The sequence below is a fragment of the Demequina oxidasica genome (assembly GCF_000975115.1).
Lineage (GTDB): Bacteria > Actinomycetota > Actinomycetes > Actinomycetales > Demequinaceae > Demequina > Demequina oxidasica.
Window position 1 is genome coordinate 21,060 of sequence record NZ_BBRE01000004.1, and the last position, 19,502, is coordinate 40,561.

Annotated in this window: 21 protein-coding genes; 12 read left to right on the forward strand and 9 right to left on the reverse strand. The window is 65.1% G+C overall.

The features are described from left to right. Window positions 1-55: 55 nt before the first annotated feature. From ypfJ to AOP77_RS10770, 4 genes are read right to left on the reverse strand one after another with little or no spacing between them, the layout of a single operon-like run. Complete coding sequence (gene ypfJ, locus AOP77_RS10755; protein WP_062213537.1) at window positions 56-952, reverse strand: KPN_02809 family neutral zinc metallopeptidase; 897 nt, start codon at window positions 950-952, stop codon at window positions 56-58. Window positions 953-971: 19 nt separating this feature from the next. Continuing rightward, window positions 972-1,775, reverse strand: coding sequence for an energy-coupling factor transporter transmembrane component T family protein (locus AOP77_RS10760; RefSeq protein ID WP_062213538.1), 804 nt, complete (start codon window positions 1,773-1,775; stop codon window positions 972-974). Next, a complete protein-coding gene (locus tag AOP77_RS10765) occupies window positions 1,772-2,479 on the reverse strand; it encodes an energy-coupling factor ABC transporter ATP-binding protein (protein ID WP_062213540.1) in 708 nt (235 codons plus the stop codon). The genes AOP77_RS10760 and AOP77_RS10765 overlap by 4 nt, the downstream gene beginning before the upstream one ends. Window positions 2,480-2,488: 9 nt before the next feature. After that, entirely contained in the window at window positions 2,489-3,199 is a 711-nt protein-coding gene (locus AOP77_RS10770) for a biotin transporter BioY (RefSeq protein WP_062213542.1), read from the reverse strand. Between the two features lie 131 nt (window positions 3,200-3,330). On the opposite strand from AOP77_RS10770, the gene abc-f reads away from it, so the two are divergent. Next, the gene (gene abc-f, locus AOP77_RS10775; RefSeq protein WP_061966115.1) at window positions 3,331-4,929 is read left to right on the forward strand and encodes a ribosomal protection-like ABC-F family protein; all 1,599 of its coding nucleotides are present in this window, start codon (window positions 3,331-3,333) and stop codon (window positions 4,927-4,929) included. Here the strand turns inward: abc-f and AOP77_RS10780 are convergent. Continuing rightward, window positions 4,926-5,825, reverse strand: coding sequence for an SURF1 family protein (locus AOP77_RS10780; protein ID WP_160300075.1), 900 nt, complete (start codon window positions 5,823-5,825; stop codon window positions 4,926-4,928). The genes abc-f and AOP77_RS10780 overlap by 4 nt on opposite strands. 133 nt (window positions 5,826-5,958) lie before the next feature. Here AOP77_RS10780 and fabG point away from each other — a divergent pair, with 133 nt between their 5' ends. The 4 genes from fabG (at window position 5,959) to AOP77_RS10800 (ending at window position 8,612) form a co-directional block, all read left to right on the forward strand. Then, complete coding sequence (gene fabG, locus AOP77_RS10785) at window positions 5,959-6,663, forward strand: 3-oxoacyl-ACP reductase FabG (protein WP_061966111.1); 705 nt, start codon at window positions 5,959-5,961, stop codon at window positions 6,661-6,663. Between the two features lie 76 nt (window positions 6,664-6,739). Further along, a complete protein-coding gene (gene fabI / locus AOP77_RS10790) occupies window positions 6,740-7,507 on the forward strand; it encodes an enoyl-ACP reductase FabI (RefSeq protein ID WP_061966109.1) in 768 nt (255 codons plus the stop codon). A gap of 5 nt (window positions 7,508-7,512) precedes the next feature. Beyond that, window positions 7,513-8,025, forward strand: coding sequence for a SixA phosphatase family protein (locus tag AOP77_RS10795; RefSeq protein ID WP_062213546.1), 513 nt, complete (start codon window positions 7,513-7,515; stop codon window positions 8,023-8,025). Window positions 8,026-8,060: 35 nt separating this feature from the next. Next, complete coding sequence (locus AOP77_RS10800; protein WP_062213548.1) at window positions 8,061-8,612, forward strand: pyridoxamine 5'-phosphate oxidase family protein; 552 nt, start codon at window positions 8,061-8,063, stop codon at window positions 8,610-8,612. Here AOP77_RS10800 and serB read toward each other — a convergent pair. Next, the gene (gene serB / locus AOP77_RS10805) at window positions 8,609-9,241 is read right to left on the reverse strand and encodes a phosphoserine phosphatase SerB (protein ID WP_062213550.1); all 633 of its coding nucleotides are present in this window, start codon (window positions 9,239-9,241) and stop codon (window positions 8,609-8,611) included. The genes AOP77_RS10800 and serB overlap by 4 nt on opposite strands. Beyond that, window positions 9,238-10,479 carry a glucose-1-phosphate adenylyltransferase gene (gene glgC, locus AOP77_RS10810; RefSeq protein ID WP_062213552.1) on the reverse strand — a complete coding sequence of 414 codons (1,242 nt, stop codon included), beginning with the start codon at window positions 10,477-10,479 and terminating at the stop codon, window positions 9,238-9,240. The genes serB and glgC overlap by 4 nt, the downstream gene beginning before the upstream one ends. A gap of 72 nt (window positions 10,480-10,551) precedes the next feature. Here glgC and glgA point away from each other — a divergent pair, with 72 nt between their 5' ends. The 6 genes from glgA to AOP77_RS10840 all read left to right on the forward strand — a co-directional run bounded on the left by glgA (window position 10,552) and on the right by AOP77_RS10840 (window position 15,564). After that, the gene (gene glgA / locus AOP77_RS10815) at window positions 10,552-11,754 is read left to right on the forward strand and encodes a glycogen synthase (protein WP_062213554.1); all 1,203 of its coding nucleotides are present in this window, start codon (window positions 10,552-10,554) and stop codon (window positions 11,752-11,754) included. 9 nt (window positions 11,755-11,763) lie between these two features. Next, window positions 11,764-12,549 (forward strand): ABC transporter ATP-binding protein, encoded by a 786-nt coding sequence (locus tag AOP77_RS10820; protein ID WP_062213556.1) that lies wholly within the window; start codon window positions 11,764-11,766, stop codon window positions 12,547-12,549. A gap of 135 nt (window positions 12,550-12,684) precedes the next feature. Then, window positions 12,685-13,119 (forward strand): NfeD family protein, encoded by a 435-nt coding sequence (locus tag AOP77_RS10825; protein WP_062213558.1) that lies wholly within the window; start codon window positions 12,685-12,687, stop codon window positions 13,117-13,119. A gap of 3 nt (window positions 13,120-13,122) precedes the next feature. Then, window positions 13,123-14,193: an SPFH domain-containing protein gene (locus tag AOP77_RS10830; protein WP_062213560.1), complete on the forward strand. Its 1,071-nt coding sequence runs from the start codon at window positions 13,123-13,125 to the stop codon at window positions 14,191-14,193. A 120-nt stretch (window positions 14,194-14,313) separates the two neighbouring features. After that, window positions 14,314-15,123 carry a TrmH family RNA methyltransferase gene (locus AOP77_RS10835; RefSeq protein ID WP_062213562.1) on the forward strand — a complete coding sequence of 270 codons (810 nt, stop codon included), beginning with the start codon at window positions 14,314-14,316 and terminating at the stop codon, window positions 15,121-15,123. A gap of 54 nt (window positions 15,124-15,177) precedes the next feature. After that, entirely contained in the window at window positions 15,178-15,564 is a 387-nt protein-coding gene (locus AOP77_RS10840) for a DUF3054 domain-containing protein (protein ID WP_062213564.1), read from the forward strand. 22 nt (window positions 15,565-15,586) lie between these two features. Here AOP77_RS10840 and AOP77_RS10845 read toward each other — a convergent pair whose 3' ends face one another. Beyond that, the gene (locus AOP77_RS10845; protein ID WP_062213566.1) at window positions 15,587-16,045 is read right to left on the reverse strand and encodes a MarR family winged helix-turn-helix transcriptional regulator; all 459 of its coding nucleotides are present in this window, start codon (window positions 16,043-16,045) and stop codon (window positions 15,587-15,589) included. Window positions 16,046-16,108: 63 nt separating this feature from the next. Between AOP77_RS10845 and AOP77_RS10850 the strand changes: the two genes are divergently transcribed. After that, a complete protein-coding gene (locus AOP77_RS10850) occupies window positions 16,109-16,477 on the forward strand; it encodes a VOC family protein (protein ID WP_062213568.1) in 369 nt (122 codons plus the stop codon). Between the two features lie 51 nt (window positions 16,478-16,528). Here the strand turns inward: AOP77_RS10850 and AOP77_RS10855 are convergent, their stop codons facing one another. Continuing rightward, window positions 16,529-19,267, reverse strand: coding sequence for an alpha-amylase family glycosyl hydrolase (locus tag AOP77_RS10855; RefSeq protein ID WP_236685825.1), 2,739 nt, complete (start codon window positions 19,265-19,267; stop codon window positions 16,529-16,531). Between the last annotated feature and the right edge of the window lie 235 nt (window positions 19,268-19,502).

Here is a 19,502-nt window from a genome sequence, read left to right on the forward strand (position 1 = left end):
AACACCATGGGGACCCCTGTGCGGTGGGCGGAACTGCCGTCAGCGGCAGTGGTCGTTAGCTGAAGACGTTAAAGGTGTCACAACGAGCGGGATCTCCCGTGGAGTATCCCAGTTCGAACTGGTCCTGGCGCTGCTGGCTGGTGCCGTGCGTGAAGCTGTCCGGATCCACTGACCCCTGGGCAGCCTCCTGGATAGAGTCATCTCCGACGGCTGCGGCCGCCGACATGGCGTCGGCGACGTCGGTGGGTGTGAGGGGCTGCAAGAAGGGAGTGCCCGACTCGTCCGCGACGGTGGACGCGTGCCCGGCCCACACGCCGGCGAAGCAGTCCGCCATGAGTTCGACCTTGACGCTGTCGGAGTCAGTGCCGGTGTCCACGCGCTGCGCGACGTCGAACACACCCAACTGGTTCTCTATGTGATGACCGTACTCGTGCGCAAGCACGTATAGCTCAGCGAGCGGACCGTCCGACGAGCCGTAATCATCGGCCAGTACCTGGTAAAACACGACATCGAGATAGATGGTCTGGTCGGACGGGCAGTAGAACGGCCCTGTGGACGAGGTGGCCTGACCGCAGGCAGTCGATGTCGCCCCGTCAAAAGCAACGATGCCCGGGTAGTCGAGTTCGACACCATAGTCGGCTAGCGCGGCGCCCCAGTACGCATCCAGCGAGTTGACTCCTCCAGCAACCCGGCAGTCGGAGCTTTGGTTCGCATCTGCGCCGGTTTCGCATTCATCCTGATATTGCTGCTGAATGGCTGGGTCCTGCCCAGCGCCACCCGCGAGCTCTCCCGTCGTCAAGGCGGCAGGGTCCCCGCCCAGTAGCAGGAACGCAACCAGCACGACGAGTCCGAGCCCACCGCCGCCGATGGCAATTCCACTTCCGCGTCTTACCGAGCGGCCGCGGCGCTGCACGCGCGAGGAATCAATGCGCGAACCTTCGTTGAACGTCATTGGCGCTCCTTTGCGACAACTATGAGGCGGAGGTGTTTCCCTCAGGCGCGGTGGTTGGTCCGGCGACATCATTGGCAGGTTTAGTTGTGGAATAGGTGACCAGGGGAGTCTCGCTGGTCTCTGCATCGGCCGTCGCCTGCGCCGCCGCGTGTTCCTTGGCCGCGGCCTTTTCGCTGCGGCGATCCCTGCGGGGCTTCTTCTCGGTGCGTTCCGGCTTGGCCTCCTCCGCGATGCCGCGGGCGTGAAGTGCCTGACCTAACTGCAGCGCAAAGCCCACGGTCCGGGTAGCGCCGGGGATCAGGACGGCCCGGGGGTCACGTTCGAGGCCTCGTGCGCGGGCGGCGGTGCGGGCGTCAATAAAGATGCGGGCGGCTTCGGGGATAGCACGCAACGTGAGTGCAAACATCAGGCCGATGGTCTCTGGCGGCAGGATACGCCCGAACGGGCGGACCATGCGGGATACCAGGTCAAGCATCGACTCCATGGGCGTCGAGCAACTGATGGCGAGTGCGAGGGCAGCGATGGCGGTCAGGTCAGCTGCGACGTCAATCGCACGCTCAACCTCGCCGCGCCACAACTGGAAACTGACGGTCAACACGGCGACCACCATGATGATGCCCATGGCGCGCAGGGTGGCCTTGGCGGGGGGAGCGGTGCTGACGAGGAGCAGCAGGCAGGCGCACATGATGCCGACGCTCGTGACGGGGTCGTCCACCATCATCGTGACGATAACGGTCAGTAGGAGCATCAGGGACTTCAGCCCGGCAGACGCCTTGTGAAGCGGCGTCGTGCCGGGGCGATAGATCCCCAGGAGTGAAATCACGCGTCCGCCGTACGAGTGGGGCGGCCGAACATGAGGTCGCGATAGAACTTGACTGCTTCCGCGGGGTCGCCATCGAACGCCACGGCTCCCGAGTCGATCACGATCGTACGGTGGGCACGCGATGCGGCGTCGAGGTCGTGTGTGACCTCGATGACTTGCAGTGGCAGGGTGCGTAGGAGGGCACCCACGTGGGCGCGCCAGCGCAGGTCGAGCAGGGTAGTGGGCTCATCCGCGACGATCACTTCGGGGGTGACAGCCAACACGCCGGCAAGTGCCAGCAGTTGACGCTGCCCGCCCGACAGGGCGTTGACCGATACGTCACCCTTGCCACCCAGTCCGATCTCCTCGAGGGCGGTCAGCGCCGCCTCGGTGCGCTCGGACTTGTCGTCGATGATCCGGCGCAGCGAGAGTGTGACGTCTTCGACGGCGGTTGGCATGATGAGCTGCGAGGTGGGGTCGGTGAAGAGGTAGCCCACCTTGCGACGAACCTTCGCGCCCTGCTTCACGGTGTCGAGCCCGTCGACCTCGACCGTGCCCGTGATGGGCAGGACAAGGCCATTGATGAGGCGTGCAAGCGTGGACTTGCCCGAACCGTTCGCCCCGATGATGCTGATGCGCTCTTCGGTCAGGGTGAGCGTGGTGGGTTCCAGAATCGACACACCGGAATCGGGCGCGGTAACGGCCGCGGCCTTGAATTCGATCATGCCTTAAGGCTAGACGGTCGTGGCGCTTTCGCGGTTCGCATCTAAGTCTTCGTCCGTGAGGGTCGCGACCGGGACTTCATCGATGCGCTTGCTTGCCTTCGCCTTGGTGCCAAGCACCCAGGGGTAGGCGCGGTGGATGGCAGCCGCAACAGCGGCCGCGATGACGACCTTGACCAGGTCGCCGGGAAGGAAGGGCACGGTACCTACGGTGAGGCCCGTGACGCAGCCGGAGGCGAAGTCGCCTACGCCCTCGCAGCCGGCAGGCAGGGTCAACATGTTGATGCCTAGCTTGTTGGACAGCACCGGAATGCCGAATGCGTAGATCACCGGCAGCGACACCAGGCCTGCGCCCAGGAGGGACATGAAGTTCAGCGCGTTGCGGCGACGTAGTGCGCGCACAATGAGGCCCACGGGGATCGTGGCGATGAGCATGCCAACCAGGTAACCCCAACTAGGGCGGGCGAAAATCTCGAAGCCCGCGACGCCGTTCGCGAAGATGGGGGCACCCACCAGGCCCACCGCGATGTAGAGGCCCACGGCAGCGAGTCCACGCCAGGGGCCGAGCACCATGGCAGCGAGGACGGTTGCGAAGGTCTGCAGTGAGATCGGCACGCCCGAGATGAGCGTGATTTCCGGCACGGCGGTCGAGACCGCGATGAGTCCGGCGAACACTGCAATGAGGGCAACGTTAGTGCCCGTAAAATACTTGTGTAGCGACATGGCGCCTCCTTGGTTGGCTTCTGGCGGAAACACTACCTGTCCTACAAAGAAAAGGGCCCCGTAGCCCCGATTCCTGGCAAAATGCTGTGGATTGCCTACAAAGATCGGTGCGGGCCGGCAAGGAGATTTCCGTGATTGTGGCTAATGGCCTCGAAATGCGCATTGGCGCGCGGGTGCTTCTGCACCCCGCCAGCTTCCAGATTGCCCCCGGCGACAGGGTCGGACTCGTGGGTCGAAACGGCGCCGGCAAGACCACTCTCACCAAGATTCTGGCCGGCGAGGGCCAGCCCACGGGCGGCACCGTGACCCACAAGGGCACCTTTGGCTACCTCCCGCAGGACCCCCGCACCGGAGACCTCGAGCAGCACGCGATGGATCGCATCCTCGAGGCCCGCGACCTCGCGACAGTGATGAGGAAGCTGCGTGCCGCCGAGGAGGGCATGGCAAGCGAGGACCCCGCCGTCCACGAGAAGGCCATGAACAAGTACCCCCGCATTGAGGAGGAGTTCCGCGCCGCGGGTGGTTACGCCGCCGAGTCTGAAGCCGCTCGCATTGCTGCGAACCTCGGCCTTGACGAGCGTGTGCTGAGCCAGCCCATCGGCACCCTGTCCGGTGGCCAGCGCCGTCGTGTGGAGCTCTCGCGCATCCTGTTCTCCGATGCCCAGACGCTGCTGCTTGACGAGCCCACCAACCACCTCGACGCCGACTCGATCGTGTGGCTACGTGGCTTCCTGTCCAACTTCAGCGGCGGGCTCGTGGTCATCTCTCACGATGTCGAGCTGCTGCGCAAGACCGTCAACAAGGTGTTCCACTTGGACGCGAACCGCGGCGAGATGGATCAGTACAGCCTGAACTGGGACCTCTACCTCAAGCAGCGCGAGACCGACGAGCGTAGCCGCCGCCGCGAGCGCGACAACGCTGAGAAGAAGGCCACCGTGCTCATGGCGCAGGCGGACAAGATGCGCGCCAAGGCGAGCAAGGCTACGGCCGCGCAGAACATGGCCAAGCGCGCCCAGAAGCTACTCGACGGGCTTGACGACGTGCGCGTGCAGGACAAGGTCGCCGCGCTACGCTTCCCCGCTCCGTCACCGTGTGGCAAGACGCCACTGCGCGCCTGGGAGCTGTCCAAGTCCTACGGCTCACTGGAAATCTTCACCGACGTGGAGCTCGCCATTGACCGCGGCTCGCGCGTGGTGATTTTGGGGCTCAACGGTGCGGGTAAGACCACGTTGCTGCGCTTGTTGTCTGGGGTCGAGAAGCCCGACACCGGAATCATCGAAGCCGGCCACGGGCTCAAACTCGGCTACTTCGCACAAGAGCACGACACCCTGGACATGAGCCAGACGGTGCTGGAGAACATGAAGCACGCCTCCCCGGACCTCAGCGACGCTGACGTGCGCAAGGTGCTCGGATCGTTCCTGTTCTCAGGCGACGACGCGCACAAGCCCACCAAGGTGCTGTCCGGTGGCGAGAAGACTCGTCTCGCGCTCGCAACCCTGGTGGTCAGCAAGGCAAACGTGCTGCTTCTTGACGAGCCCACTAACAACCTCGACCCCGCCTCGCGCGCCGAAATCCTGGGAGCGCTCGCGAACTATGAGGGCGCAGTCGTGATGGTCACGCACGATGAGGGCGCCGTAGATGCGCTCGAGCCCGAGCGGGTGTTGCTGCTGCCCGACGCGGTCGAGGACCTCTGGAACGCCACCTACCGCGACCTGATCGCGCTGGCCTAGAGCGCGTCTTCGATTTCCTCGTCGCTGAGCCTGCGCTTGCGACGTCCACGGCCGGCCGATGCCGGGGCGGGGGAGGAGGCCGCGCCACCGTCTTGCGCAGGGGTTGGGCTCGCGCCGTTGGCGGCGTCAGCCTCAGCATCGGCGTCGGTGGGTTCCTCGTCGGGGCCCGCGAACTCACGGCGGATCATGATGATCGCGCCGACGGGCGCCATGGCCGCGAGCACCCACCACTGCCACGCGTAGGACAGGTGTGGCCCGGTGCTGAGCGATGGCAGGGGAGTTTGATCACCCACGACGACCTCGGCACAGCCGGAGTCGATGCACACCTCGCGCAGCATCCCGTACCCGGGCACAGGGTCGTAGGTGGGGGAAGGCACCTGCTCCGGAGTCACCCGCGTGGCGCCGTCGCCGCGCTTGCCGTCGTCGTCCTCCCACGACCTCGTGATGACCGTGATAGTCGTCTCCTCGGTCGGGTAGGGAACGTCGGCGGTGTCTACGCCCGCGGCAGGCAGCGGAATCCAGCCAAGGTTGATGAGCATGGACCGCCCGTCGGTGGTGTCAAACCACGCGAGGTACTGCCACGTCGGGATGCTGTCGACCGGGCGGTTGCGCAGCACCGTGGTCGAGTCTTCCTCGAAGTGCCCCACCAGTACGGCCTCGCGCCACTGCGTGTGCGGCGGCAGGTCCGTCGAACCGGGAGGGATGAGCTCGTTCAGCGGCTTCGGTTCCTCTTCGAGGCCGAGGTTGTACTGATGCAACGCCTCGTTGCGCACTTCGTAGCGGTGATACTGCCAGCGACCAAGGAAGATGGCAGCCACGCTCACGAGCAGTGACACGAGAATGATTCCGGTGATGCGCACCCACGGCGCATACTCGCGAGAATCTGATGACGTCACCTGACGATGGTAATCGCGTCGGGAGCCTGCTCCGTCCGGGTCCCGCCACACCACACCGTCCGTTGCGGTGGAGCGTTGTGTAGACCGGCGGTGCTGTTTCCGCCCGTGGGTGGCTTCCGCTACGGTTGCGGCTATGACTCGACACGTAGTGGTGACCGGCGCGGCCCGCGGAATTGGCAGGGCGATCGCGGAAGCATTTGTGGAGGCGGGAGACACCGTCAGCACGATCTACCGCGGCGGAGACCTTCCCGAGGGCGTCACGGGCGCCATCGCGGACATGACGGACACGGATGCCGTGAACGCCGCGTTCGACGAACTCGAGGCCAAGCACGGCCGCGTGCGGGTGCTCGTCGCCAACGCCGGAATCACCAAGGACGGCCTGCTCATGCGCATGAGCGACGAGGACTTCGAGTCCGTCATCGACGTCAACCTCACCGGCACGTTCCGCTGCGTGCGCCGCGCGTCGCAGTCGATGATCCGGGAGAAGTACGGCCGCATCGTCCTTGTGGGTTCCGTCGTGGCACTGCTGGGCAACCCCGGCCAGGTCAACTACTCCGCGTCCAAGTCCGCGCTCGTGGGCATGGCTCGCTCCATCACGCGTGAGCTCGGCGCTCGCGGCATCACCGCAAACGTGATCGCACCAGGCTTCATCACCACCGCGATGACCGCTGAGCTGGGCGACGACGTCGTCAAGCAGTATGAGGCCAACATCCCCGCCAAGCGTTTTGGCTCGACGGACGAGGTCGCCTCGGCGGCGAGGTTCCTGGCGTCGGACGATGCTGGATACATCTCTGGCGCGGTCATCCCCGTTGATGGCGGGCTGGGCATGGGTCACTAGGACCCTTGCCCCACTTCACTTTCACGACAGCGCGCTAGGCTCGAGACCTAAGCGCCACCACACGGAGGAAACACTGATGGGCATGCTTGACGGTAAGAACATTCTGGTCACCGGGGTGCTGACGGAGGGCTCGATCGCCTTCTCGGTCGCGCGTCTGTGCCAGGAGCAGGGTGCGACGGTAGTGCTGACCGGCATGGGCCGCTCGCTCAAGATCACCCAGGCCATGGGCCGCCGGCTTCCGCAGGAGGCCCTCGTAGTCGAACTGGACGTTACTAACCCCGAGCACCTCGAGCAGCTTGCGGACAACGTGCGCGAGCACGTCCCGCACCTCGACGGGGTGGTTCACTCGATCGGCTTCGCGCCGCAGTCCGTGATGGGCGGAAACTTCATGGCCGCCGAGTGGGACGACGTGGCTACCGCGATGCAGATCTCCGCGTACTCGCTCAAGTCGCTCGCTGTCGCCACTGCACCGCTGATGTCGGAAGGTGGATCCATTGTGGGGCTGACCTTTGACGGCCGCTTCGCGTGGCCCGTGTACGACTGGATGGGAGTCGCGAAGGCGGCCTTCGAGGCTACCTCGCGCTACGTCGCCCGTGACCTAGGCCCCAAGGGCATCCGTTGCAACCTCGTCTCCGCCGGCCCCATCAAGACTACGGCCGCGAAGCACATCCCCGGCTTTGACCAGATGGAGAGCAAGTGGGGCGAGCGCGCGCCGCTCGGCTGGGACTCCGAAGACCCCGAGCCCACCGCACGCACCGTGACCGCGTTGCTGACGGATTGGTTCCCCAAGACCACCGGCGAGATGATTCACGTCGACGGTGGCGTACACGCGATGGGACAGTAATTACCATGCCTACTTTGCTACTGATTCGTCACGCCAAGGCCGAGCCGCCTTCGGACAACCTGCAGGACCACGAACGCTCGCTGACGTTGCCCGGTCGCTCCTCAGCGACCAAGTTGGGCGAGGTGCTGCTTGAGGCCGGACTCGTCCCCGACGTCGTCCTGGTGTCCTCGGCAGTACGCACCCAGCAGACCTGGAAGCTCATGAGCTCCTCGCTGGAGACTGCGGATGTGCGCGTCGAGGAGGAGCTGTACGAGACTCACGTGGGTGGCGTGCAGGAGTTGCTCGCAGCGCTTGAGGGCGAGCCCAACATCGTCGCCATCGTTGGTCACGAGCCCACGATGTCCGCTACGGCCGCTCATTTTGCGGGACCGGACTCCGACACGCCTTCGCTCCAGCGCATCGCGCAGGGCCTGCCCACGGGCAACGCGGCCACGCTGGTTTTCGAAGGCACGTGGGCGTCGTTGGACACGAGTGCCGCAAACCTCAACGGCATCTACGCCACCCGCGCGCTGTACTAGGCGCTACTCCTTAGCCCGAACCGACGGGATCCCGCATGCCTACCGAGCATCAGAGTCTTGACGGCTATCTCTCCGACTTCATCGCGCGTCAGCACGTGTTCTTTGTGGCGACCGCTGCCGCAGACGGACACGTCAACGTGTCCCCCAAGGGCGGCACCGACATGTTGCGAGTGGTCGACGGTAGGACCGTGGCCTACCTGGACCTCACCGGCTCAGGAATCGAGACGATCGCGCACGTACGGCTAGTGAACCGCATCACGCTGATGTGGTGCGCCTTTGAGGGCAAGCCCAACATCGTGCGCGTGCACGGGAGCGCTCGGGTGATTCCCAAGGGTCACGCGGAGTGGGAACACGCCTACGCGCAATTCCCCGACAACCCCGGTGCCCGCGCGGTGATCGTGGTGACGGCCGATCGCATCAGCGATTCGTGCGGCATGGCTGTCCCCTTCATGACCTTTGAATCAGATCGCGATGCGCTCGACCGTTGGGCGAGCTCGCGAGATGATGACGCCATGAATGAGTACTGGGGTCGCAAGAACTCACGCAGCATCGACGGCTTTGAGGGCCTGGTCCTGCAGGACGACTAGCGCTCGATGACCTCGAGCGCGGCATCGAGCCGCGGGGAGTTCAGCGCCACATCGGCCTGCTGCTGAACGATGGGCTTGGCATTGAACGCGATGCCCAAGCCGGCGACCTTCATCATCGCCAGGTCGTTGGCGCCGTCGCCAATGGCGACGGTCGAGCTCAAGTCGACCCCGGCATCGGCGGCAAATTCCTTAAGCGCCTCGGCCTTGGCCTCGCGGTCAATGACCGGTCCGTGCGTGCGGCCGGTCAGCAGCCCATCCTCGTCAACCTCGAGCCCGTTGGCGCGCGTCAGCGTAATGCCGATGCGTGCGCCCAAGGGCTCCACGATCTCGCGGAATCCACCGGAGACCAGGGCGACGAGCCAGCCCTCTCCCTGCAGGGTGGCGACGAGGTTCTCTGCGCCGGGGGTGAACTCCACCTCGGCGAGCACGTCGGCACACACCGTTGCCGGCAGGCCTTTGAGCGTCGCGACGCGGGCGGCGAGGGACTGACCGAAGTCGAGCTCACCGCGCATGGCGGCCTCGGTCACTCGCGCCACCTCCTCGCGCGTTCCCGCGCGTTCTGCGATGAGTTCAATTACTTCGGCGGTGATCAGCGTGGAGTCAACATCCAACACGCAGAGTCGGGTCATGCCTTGACCACAGTGCCCTTGCTGACGACGGTGAGCCCGGACTCGGTGACGGTGAAGCCGCGGGCGATGTCGGTCTCGCGGTCAATTCCGATGCGAGCACCCTCCTCGATGATCACGTTCTTGTCGATGATCGCGCGGTGCACCTGGGCGTGACGATTGACGATGACGTGGTCGAGCAGGATCGAGTCGGACACACTCGACCAGGAGTGCAGGCGCACGCCGGGCGAGAGTACCGAGCCGGTGACGGTGGCGCCGGACACGATGACGCCGGGGGAGATGACGGAGTCCGCGGCGTGGCCAAGGCGTCCCTCCTCGGAGTGGATGAACTTGGCAGGGGGCTCGGTGATGAGCCCCTGATGCAGCGGCCACTTGGAGTTGTAGACGTTGAAGATGGGCATCACGGCGATGAGATCCATGTGCGCGTCGTAGTACGAGTCCATGGTTCCGACATCGCGCCAGTAGTCGCGGTCGCGGTCGGTGGAGCCTGCGACGTCGTTGTTCTGGAAGTCGTAGAACGCACACGTGCCCTTGTTGACGAAGTAGGGCACGATGTCGCCGCCCATGTCGTGCTTGGAGTCGTCGTTGTCGGTGTCCGAGGTCAGGGCCTCGAGTAGTGCATCCGCGTTGGCCACGTAGTTACCCATGGAGGCAAGCACCTCGCCGGGGCTGTCGGGCAGGCCCTCGGGGTTCTGGGGCTTCTCGAGGAAGGCGTTGATCATGCCCGGCTTGTCCTTGTCGACGTCGATGACGCCAAACTCGCTGGCAAGCGCGATGGGTTGGCGGATGCCGGCCACGGAAAATTCTGCGCCGGAGGCGATGTGCTCGTCGACCATCTGCGAGAAGTCCATGCGGTAGACGTGGTCGGCCCCCACGATGACCACGATGTCGGGACGCTCGTCCTCGATGATGTTGACGCACTGGTAGATGGCGTCGGCGCTACCTAGGTACCAGTGCTTGCCGCGACGCTGCTGCGCGGGCACGGGAGCCACGTAGTTGCCGAGTAGCGGCGACATGCGCCAGGTGCGGGCAATGTGGCGGTCCAGCGAGTGCGACTTGTACTGAGTGAGCACCACAACGTGCAAATACCCGGAGTTGACCAGGTTGCTCAGTGCGAAGTCCACGAGGCGGTAAGTGCCGCCGAAGGGGACTGCAGGCTTAGCGCGGGCAGCGGTCAGGGGCATCAGGCGCTTGCCCTCGCCTCCGGCCAGGACGATGGCAAGTACCTTGGGATCTGACATATTGCCAGCCTACTGTGGTCTTGCCGCGTGTGAAAGGGGCGCGCGCAACTTAGACGCACTAGCGTGGGAGTCATGCGCACTGACATCCTCACTCGTGAATACCCGCCCCACATCTACGGAGGCGCTGGAGTCCACGTCACCGAGCTTGCCGCTGTACTGCGAGAGCACATCGACGTGGAGGTGCGAGCCTTTGACGGAGAGCGTGACGAGCCACACGTGACGGGTTACTCGGCACTGGGCGGGGGCGTGGGTGATGCGTCGCTCGACGTCCTTGCGCACAACTTGCCCATGGCCAACGACTGCGCGGGCGCCGACCTGGTTCACTCGCACACCTGGTATGCGAACATGGCGGGTCACCTTGCGGCCCGCCTGCATGGCATCCCGCACGTTCTGAGCGCTCACTCCCTCGAGCCGCTGCGCCCATGGAAGGCCGAGCAGCTCGGTGGCGGCTACGCGGTGTCCTCCTGGATCGAGAAGACGGCCTACGAGGCCGCCGATGGCGTGATCGCGGTCAGTGGCGGCATGCGCAACGACATCTTGCGCTGCTACCCGACTATCGACCCGGACAAGGTGCGCGTGGTGCACAACGGCATCGACGTCGACGCCTGGGCGGCACCCGGTACAGACGAAGAGAAGGCCGCGGCCGATGCCGTGGTCAAGCACTGGGGGATCGACAAGGATCGCCCGGCACTGGTTTTTGTGGGGCGCATCACTCGTCAGAAGGGCTTGCCGTACTTCCTGCGGGCCGTCGAGCAGCTTCCCCCGGAGATTCAGGTGGTGCTGTGTGCTGGCGCTCCCGACACCAAGGAGATCGCCGCCGAGGTTTCTGGTGCGGTCGCCAAGCTCCAAGAGACCCGCGACGGCGTGATCTGGATCGAGAAGCACCTACCGCGCGCAGAGCTCGTCGCCGTGCTCGACGCGTGCACGGCCTTCGTCTGCCCGTCGGTCTACGAGCCCCTCGGCATCGTCAACCTTGAGGCGATGGCCGTAGGACTGCCCGTCGTCGCATCGGCTACCGGGGGAATCCCCGAGGTGGTGGTGCACGGCGAGACCGGAATCTTGGTGCCAATCGACCAGGTGACTGACGGCACCGGAACGCCGCTGCGTCCGGACGAGTTCGTGAGCGACCTTGCGGCCGCGCTGACCGATTCCGTGTCCGACGTTGAGCGTGCCAAGCGGTGGGGGCGGGCGGGACGCGAGCGCGCGACCAATGACTTCTCCTGGGAGACCATCGGCGAGCGAACTCTGGGCGTGTACCGAGAGATCCTCGGATAGGCTCGGATCATGACTGAGGTACTGCGCATCGAGGGTGTTTCGCTACGGCGTGACGACAACGAAATCCTGCACGACGTCTCGTGGACGGTGAACGCCGACGAGCGCTGGGTAATCCTCGGACCTAACGGTGCAGGCAAGACCACGCTGATGTCGCTTGCTGCCGCACAGATGTTCCCCACCTCGGGTTCCGTGACGGTCCTGGGTGAGCACCTTGGAGATACCGACACCACTGAGTTGCGCGTGCGCATTGGCCTGTCCAGTGCGGCGCTGGCCGACCGGATTCCCTCCCACGAGACCGTCCGCAACGTCGTCATCACGGCCGCTTATGGCGTGACCGGTCGCTGGCGTGAGGAGTATGAAGGCATTGACGAGGAGCGCGCGGATGCGCTGCTGGGCGCCTTCGGCATGAGTGGCTTCGCCGGGCGCCAGTACGGCACCCTGAGTGAGGGCGAGCGCAAGCGCGCCCAGATCGCGCGGGCTCTCATGGTCGACCCAGAGTTGTTGCTGCTCGACGAGCCTTCCGCGGGCCTTGACCTAGGCGGGCGCGAGGAGTTGCTCGTTGCCCTCACCGAACTGGCCGGTGACCACCGTTCGCCGGCAATGATCATGGTGACGCACCACGTCGAGGAGATTCCTGTGGGCTTCACGCACGTGTCGCTCATCCGTGACGGCAAGATTGCCGCGGCCGGACCAATTGCGGAGACGCTGACGTCGGAGAACCTGTCCTCGCTCTATGACATGTCCGTGGATCTGCGCGAGGACGGCGGGCGCTATTCCGCGCGACGCGCCTCCTAACCCCAGGCGTTGCTGGTTGTAAAGCCAGCCGCAGCATCGTGCGGTGGGATGACCTGTCGCAGACCGCTGAGTCATACCGTGGGACGATAGCCCAGGTAGGCGCCGCTTGGTAGCCTTCCTACAAGGAGGTATGCCATGCAATGGTTATGGTGGTTTGTTGGGGCAATGGCCCTGGGAATTGTCGAAGTTTTTACGCTTGATCTGACGTTCGCGATGCTCGCGGGCGGCGCTCTCGCGGCAGGCGGAGTCGCCCTATTCGGCGTCGAATGGTGGGTCTCTGCAATCGTCTTCGCCGTGGTGTCAGCGCTGCTGTTCGTCTTGCTGCGTCCGTACCTCATCACCGTGTTGCGCATCAAGAGCCCCCTGGTCGAGATGAACTCGAACGCGCTGGTTGGCCGTGAGGCCCGCACCATTGATGAGGTCACCGAGACGTCAGGGCGAGTCAAGCTCAATGGCGAGGTATGGAGCGCCCGCACGCCGGACGACGCACCCGTCATTCCCGAAGGTTCCGAGGTCACAGTGGTGGCCATCAGTGGCGCGACGGCAATCGTCGCACCAGAGAAGGAGTAAGACATGGATAACACTGGCCAGATTGTTGGGCTCGTTGCCGTGATTGTGCTGGCGATCTTCGTAATCGTCACCATTGCCAAGGCAATCGTCGTAGTTCGCCAGACACAGTCGTACATCGTGGAGCGACTGGGTCGCTACTCGCGCACCATGGATGCTGGATTGCACTTCCTCGTGCCGTTCGTTGACAAGGTTCGCCACAAGGTTGACCGCCGCGAGCTCGTGTACTCGTTCCCGCCTCAGTCCGTGATTACCTCGGACAACCTCGTGGTCGACATCGACTCCGTCATCTACTTCCAGGTGACCGATGCTCGTGCCGCTGTGTACGAGATTGCGAACTACATCACTGGTGTGGAGCAGCTCACCACCACGACGCTGCGTAACATCGTCGGAACCATGGACCTCGAGCAGACGCTCACCAGCCGTGACCAGATCAACGGTCAGCTGCGCGGCATCCTGGATGAGGCCACCGGCAAGTGGGGTATTCGTGTCAACCGCGTCGAGCTGAAGGCCATCGAGCCGCCCATGTCCATCAAGGACTCCATGGAGAAGCAGATGCGTGCCGAGCGTGACCGTCGTGCTGCGATCCTTACGGCCGAGGGTGTCAAGCAGTCCGCGATTCTGACCGCCGAGGGTGAGAAGCAGTCCGCGATCCTCACCGCAGAAGGTGACGCACAGTCCAAGATTCTGCGTGCCGAGGGTGAAGCCCGCGCCATTCTCCAGGTGTTCGACGCCATCCACCAGGGTGACGCCGACTCCAAGCTGCTCGCGTACCAGTACCTGCAGATGCTTCCGGAGATCGCCAAGACCGAGTCCAACAAGATCTGGTTTGTGCCCACCGAATTCACGGGTGCGCTTAAGGCAGTGTCTGCCGGATTCGGCTACGAGGACGGCGCCGAGCCCCTCAAGGCCTCGCCGGATCGTAAGCCCAGCAACATCACGTCCGCTCTGGCGGACCCGCGTGAGGCGCTCGCCGCAGCACGCCGTGAGGTTGAGGACGCCACGGCCGACGCGACCGATGCTGGAACTAAGTCGGGTCGCCGTATGGACCCGAATGCAGAAAAGGGCCAGAACTAGCGGCCGATGCTGTAGTCAGTTTCAGAAGCCCCGGCGGGTTTTGCCCGCCGGGGCTTCTGCGCGTCCGGGGCTGACCGTGCTCGACACCGAGCGGCGCCGCTCACCTGGGACAATGGGCGCATGCCTGTCATCCCCATTGAAGTAGCCGACGACCCGCGCCTGAGCGACTATCGCGGGCTCACCGACGTGGCGCTGCGCCGCTCACTCGAAGCTGAGCGCGGGCTGTACATGGCCGAGGGGGCCAAGGTGATTGCGCGTGCCGTGCGTGCCGGGCACTCTCCGCGCTCGCTGCTGATGACGCCCAAGTGGGTGGACGGCATCGTCGAGGCGCTGGGAGCGGCCGCGACCGACGTGACGCTGTATGTGGCGCCGGACGACGTGCTCGAGGAGGTGACCGGGTACCAGGTGCACCGTGGCGCCCTGGCGGCGATGCATCGGCCGGTGTTGCCTTCTGTTGCCAATTTGGTGCGAGACGCCAGGCGAGTGGTGGTGCTCGAGGGAATCGTGGACCACACCAACGTGGGGGCGATCTTCCGCTCGGTCGCGGGGATTGGCGCAGATGCAGTCATCGTGTCTCCCACCTGCGCAGATCCGCTGTACCGCCGCAGCGTGAAGGTGTCGATGGGGACCGTGTTTCAGGTCCCGTGGACGCGGGCCGAGAGCTGGCCCGGTGTGCTCGACGAACTGCGCGAAGCAGGCTTCGTGGTGGCCGGCATGGCGCTCGAGGAGGGTGCGGTGGCGCTCGACGAGTTTGCTGCTCGGGCCGACGAGCGCGTGGCGCTGGTGATGGGTACCGAGGGTGACGGCATGACCCGCGCGGCGCTGGCCCACGTCGACGTGCCCGTGGTGATCCCCATGGCCGGGGGAGTGGATTCGCTGAACGTGGCCGCGGCATCGGCCGTCGCGCTGTGGGAACTGCGCGTCCGCTAACACTCAAGACGTGGCCGTGGCGGTGCGCCACGTCGACTTTCCGAAAGGCTCAACATGAATCTGAAGCGGGCGGCGCGCGGTGCGGCTGCGCTGGACGCGGGGGCAATCCTGGTCTTCGCGGTGGTCGGGCGCGCGACCCACGACGAGGGCATCCTTGGTGGCAACGGGCTCGGGCTGCTTGGCACGTTGTGGCCGTTCCTTGTGGGAGCCGCCGCTGGCTGGGTGCTGGCTAAGGCGTGGCGCAAGCCGTGCGCGTGGTGGCCCACCGGCGTGATCGTCTGGGCGTCCGCGCTCGTTGGCGGCATGCTGTTGCGAGCGGTCAGCGGTCAGGGGGTGGCGGTCTCGTTCATGATCGTCGCAGCGTTGTTCCTCGCCACGACCATCATCGGCTGGCGCGTGGTGGCCGGTGTAGTTTCGGAGCGGCGCGGGCTCAAGGGCTAATTTGTCGGCGCCGGAATCGGCGTCATGCGCCGGTGCTGTCGTCGCGCAGCGAGTCGGTCATGCTTTGAAGGATGCGGAAGGCGGTCGACTGCTCTTCGTCGGTGAGGCCAGCGAGCATTTGGACCTCAACCTGCCGGACTGCCGCGGTTGCCTCGGCGAGGGCCTCGCGGCCCGCCGGGGTGAGTTGAGTGGGGAGGGCCCTCCCCGCAGGCGGCTCGGCGGGCCTCGATACCTGGCCTTCACGCTCGAGGGTCTGGAGCAGCACGTTCATTGACTGTCGGGTCACGAAGCTGCCTCGTGCGAGTTCCGAATTCGACAAGCCCGGTCGCTGAGAGAGCAATTCGAGGCAGGAGTAATGCGTCACTGTCATCCCGAGGGGTCGCAGTGCCTCGACCATGGCCGCGCGGAGTGAGCTCGATGCTTGTTTCAGCAGGTAGCCCAGTGAAGTCTCAAGGTTGACGCCGGCACTATCTTGACTCATGTCAATATTCTGACATACAGTGCCTCTTGTCAGTTAACTGACACCAATCTAAGGAGTAGCAACGTGCCCGCCATCGGACCCGATTTCATCTCACTTCAATCACGCGACCTTGACGTTGCGCAGGCATTCTACGAGCAGTACCTCGGGCTGGTGCGGTCCAAAGTGGGGCCTCCCCATGCGGTGGTGTTTGAAACTAAGCCGATCGCCTTCGCGCTCCGAGACGTTGTTCCGGGAACCGATCTGGCGGCGGCTAGTCAGCCGGGGGTAGGCGTAGCGATCTGGCTTCACGCGACGAACGTACAGGCCATCCACGATGCGATCGCCGCGGACGGTCACACGATCATCGCAGCACCCATTGATGGCCCCTTCGGCCGGACCTTCACCTTTGCTGACCCGGATGGTTATCACGTGACTCTTCACGACCGGGACTGAAGTGCGCTAGCAACTTCGACAATGGGGTCCTACTGTGCACATTGCCTCCGACTAACCAGCGCCGTTGACAGTCACCACGTGACTCTCGTTGTCATAGGTGAACGTCACGGTCGAGTCCGCACTCAGCGACAGCGGGATGTTCGCGCCGTCAGGCACACCGTCCACTCCATAGTTCAGGTCCCACGCGCGGTCGATCGCGATCTTGTACTCGTAGTCGCCCGCGGGCAGGTCCACGGTAATGGACCACGTCGCGGACTCCGGATCCAGAGTGAGTTGCGCCTGGTCGCACGCCGGCGCCCAGTCCTCGCCGCAACCCATGGCCGAGTTCAGCGAACCGGGGAGGGCCACCTCGTCAGGTTGCGCGAGCGCTCCCGCCCGGGTGGACAACGCCAACGACTGCGTGGCGACGCCGCTCTGCGTCGCGGTCGCTCGGTACAGCACGTCCGCTCCCGCGTCGAGCTCGGACGCGTCGTCAATCACTGTGTAGACCGGCGCTGACGTGTCCGTGCCGATCGGCTCCCAGTCGCCGCCGTCGACCTGGCGCTCGAACGTGACCGAGGTGCCGGGGCGGTCGGGAATGACGGTCGCGCTAATCACCGGGGCTGCGCCCAGCGTCGAGCCGATCTCGGGGGAGGTGATGTCAACGTCGGGAGCTGCGACCTGCGCGGTGATCGCGTCGGACATTGAGGTATTCTCCGCGTTGTCCGCGACAACGGCCACGTAATCGACCTCGGTGCCCGGCGCGAGCGACGAGACATCCTGGTAGACCACGTAGGGCGAGTTGTCATCCGTGCCGATGTACTCCCAGCCGTCCCCCGAGTCGGCCCAGAAGGACACCTCCACATAGGTATCGGAGTCGACGTCGGCTGCCACGCGCAGGCGGCCGGGGGCATCGGGTGCGGGAGCGGCGTCGGAGATGGTGACGCCCGGCGCGGCGTCCGATGCTGGGATTGGCTTTGCCGCCTGATAAACCACGGCGGACATCGCCGGGACCACAAAGCCAACCTGACCGTTCGCGTCGGACGTCACCACGGCATCGGCGCCGTAAATGCCCGCAAAGTCGGTGGACGGTGACCAGGTCGGCACCTCGGCCGAGCGTTCCTGGTCGGAGTTGTTGACCGCGACCAGGTACTCGACGCCTTGCTCACGGTCCAGGCGCGAGAACGCGTAGATGCCGGCGCCGGGGTCGGCGTAGCGATTCTGTTGGACGCCGTTGCGCAGCGCCGGGTGCTCCTTGGTCAGCGCCGCGAGGTCAGCGATGGTGGCGTAAAGCGGGTGGGCGGTGTCGTAGGTGTCCTCGGCCTGGGTCGCGTCGGTGCCGATCAGGTCCTGGGACACGTACTCGTCGATCTGGGTGGCGAACATCGGCTGACGCGACTGGATGTCGCCGCCCTCGCCGGTGAAGCCCTGCTCGTCGCCGTAGTAGATGACCGGGTTGCCGCGCGTCAGGTACATCAGCTGGTGGGCGAGGGTGTCGCGGGCGAGGGCCTCGTCGTCCGCGATGCCCGGGTTGTCCGCCTCGATGAAGCTGCCGATGCGGCCCATGTCGTGATTGCCCAGGAAGGTGGGCAGCTGATACGCGTTCGAGTCCGCGTCCGTGTACCAGTCGTCGTCCGCGTAGAAGTCGGCCAGCGCCTGCGCGCCGCCCCCGGTCGAGGCGAACGTGCGCGCCGCGTCCTGGAACGGGAAGTCGAGCACGGCCTGCATGTTGTCCGCGGTGGTGAAGGTCGACGTGTACGGCCGCGAGGTGTCGAACACCTCGCCGAACATGAAGAAGTCCTCCTTGCCCTGGTCGTGCGCGAACTGCAGCACCTCGGGCCCGAACCGCTGCCAGAAGCCGTCGTCCACGTGGCGCATGGTGTCGATGCGGAAGCCGTCGATGCCGAAGTCCTCGATCCACGTGCTGTAGATGTCGATCATGCCGTCCACCACCACGGGGTTCTCCGTCAATAGGTCGTCGAGTCCGAAGAAGTCGCCATACTGGCTGTCCTCCCCGGTAAAGGTGGTGTTTCCGCGGTTGTGATAGAGCGTGACGTCGTTCAGCCACGAGGGGGTCTTGGCGTCTTCCTCGCCCGGCTCGAGCACGGGAATGTACGGGAACGAGGTCTGGGCGTCGAGGGCGGGAAAGTCCTCCGCCGCATCGGCGCCGCCAAAGGCGTAGGCGCGGTCGTCGAACGGGTTGCCATCGGCGTCGGTGTAGGGCTGCTCGTCCTTGGATACGTACGCCTCGCGGGGGTTGGTCTCGTAGCCGATGACGTCCGCGGTGTGGTTGGTGATGATGTCGAAGAAGACCTTCATGCCGCGCTCGTGGGCGGCGTCGACCAGGGTCGCGAGGTCCTCGTTGGTGCCCAGGTGCGGATCGATGTTCGTGAAGTCCGTGATCCAGTAGCCGTGATAGCCGGCGGAGCCATCCTCGACCTGCACGGCCTTGTTGGTGAAGCTGGGGGTGAGCCAGAGCGCCGTGGTGCCCAGGCCCTCGATGTAGTCGAGGTTGTCCGTCAGCCCCTTGAGGTCGCCGCCCTGGTAGAAGCCCGCCTGCGTGGGGTCGAAGCCCGAGACCATGGGGTCCTCTCCCAGGCCGCCGTCGTCGTTGGCGGTGTCGCCGTTGGCGAAGCGGTCCGCCATCACGAAGTAGAAGTTCTGGTCGGTGGCGGCCTCGCGCAGCGGGGGGACCGCGTGCGGCTCGTTGGGGCTGTCCTGTGCGGTGGCGATGCCGACCACGACGAGTGCGGCCACGGCGATAATCGCGGTGATCGCTAGGGGCTTCTTGTAACGGGCGGCGGTGCTCACGTCGATCCTCCTTCATTGCAGGTCTCGCCCGTAGCGTATGCGCTTGCATTGGCGTGCGCAACAGAAATCGACTACTGCCTTCCCTCAGAGCTCATGCGGACGATGCTTGGGGCGAGTTGCTTTGGTGGCGCACTAGCAAACGCTTACATCGCCGGGCGGGTCCCCACGAGGGAAGGCTGGGCGGAGGGGCGGGGGTAGTGAGGGGCGCTGCGCGCCGCGTCAAACATCGGATGGT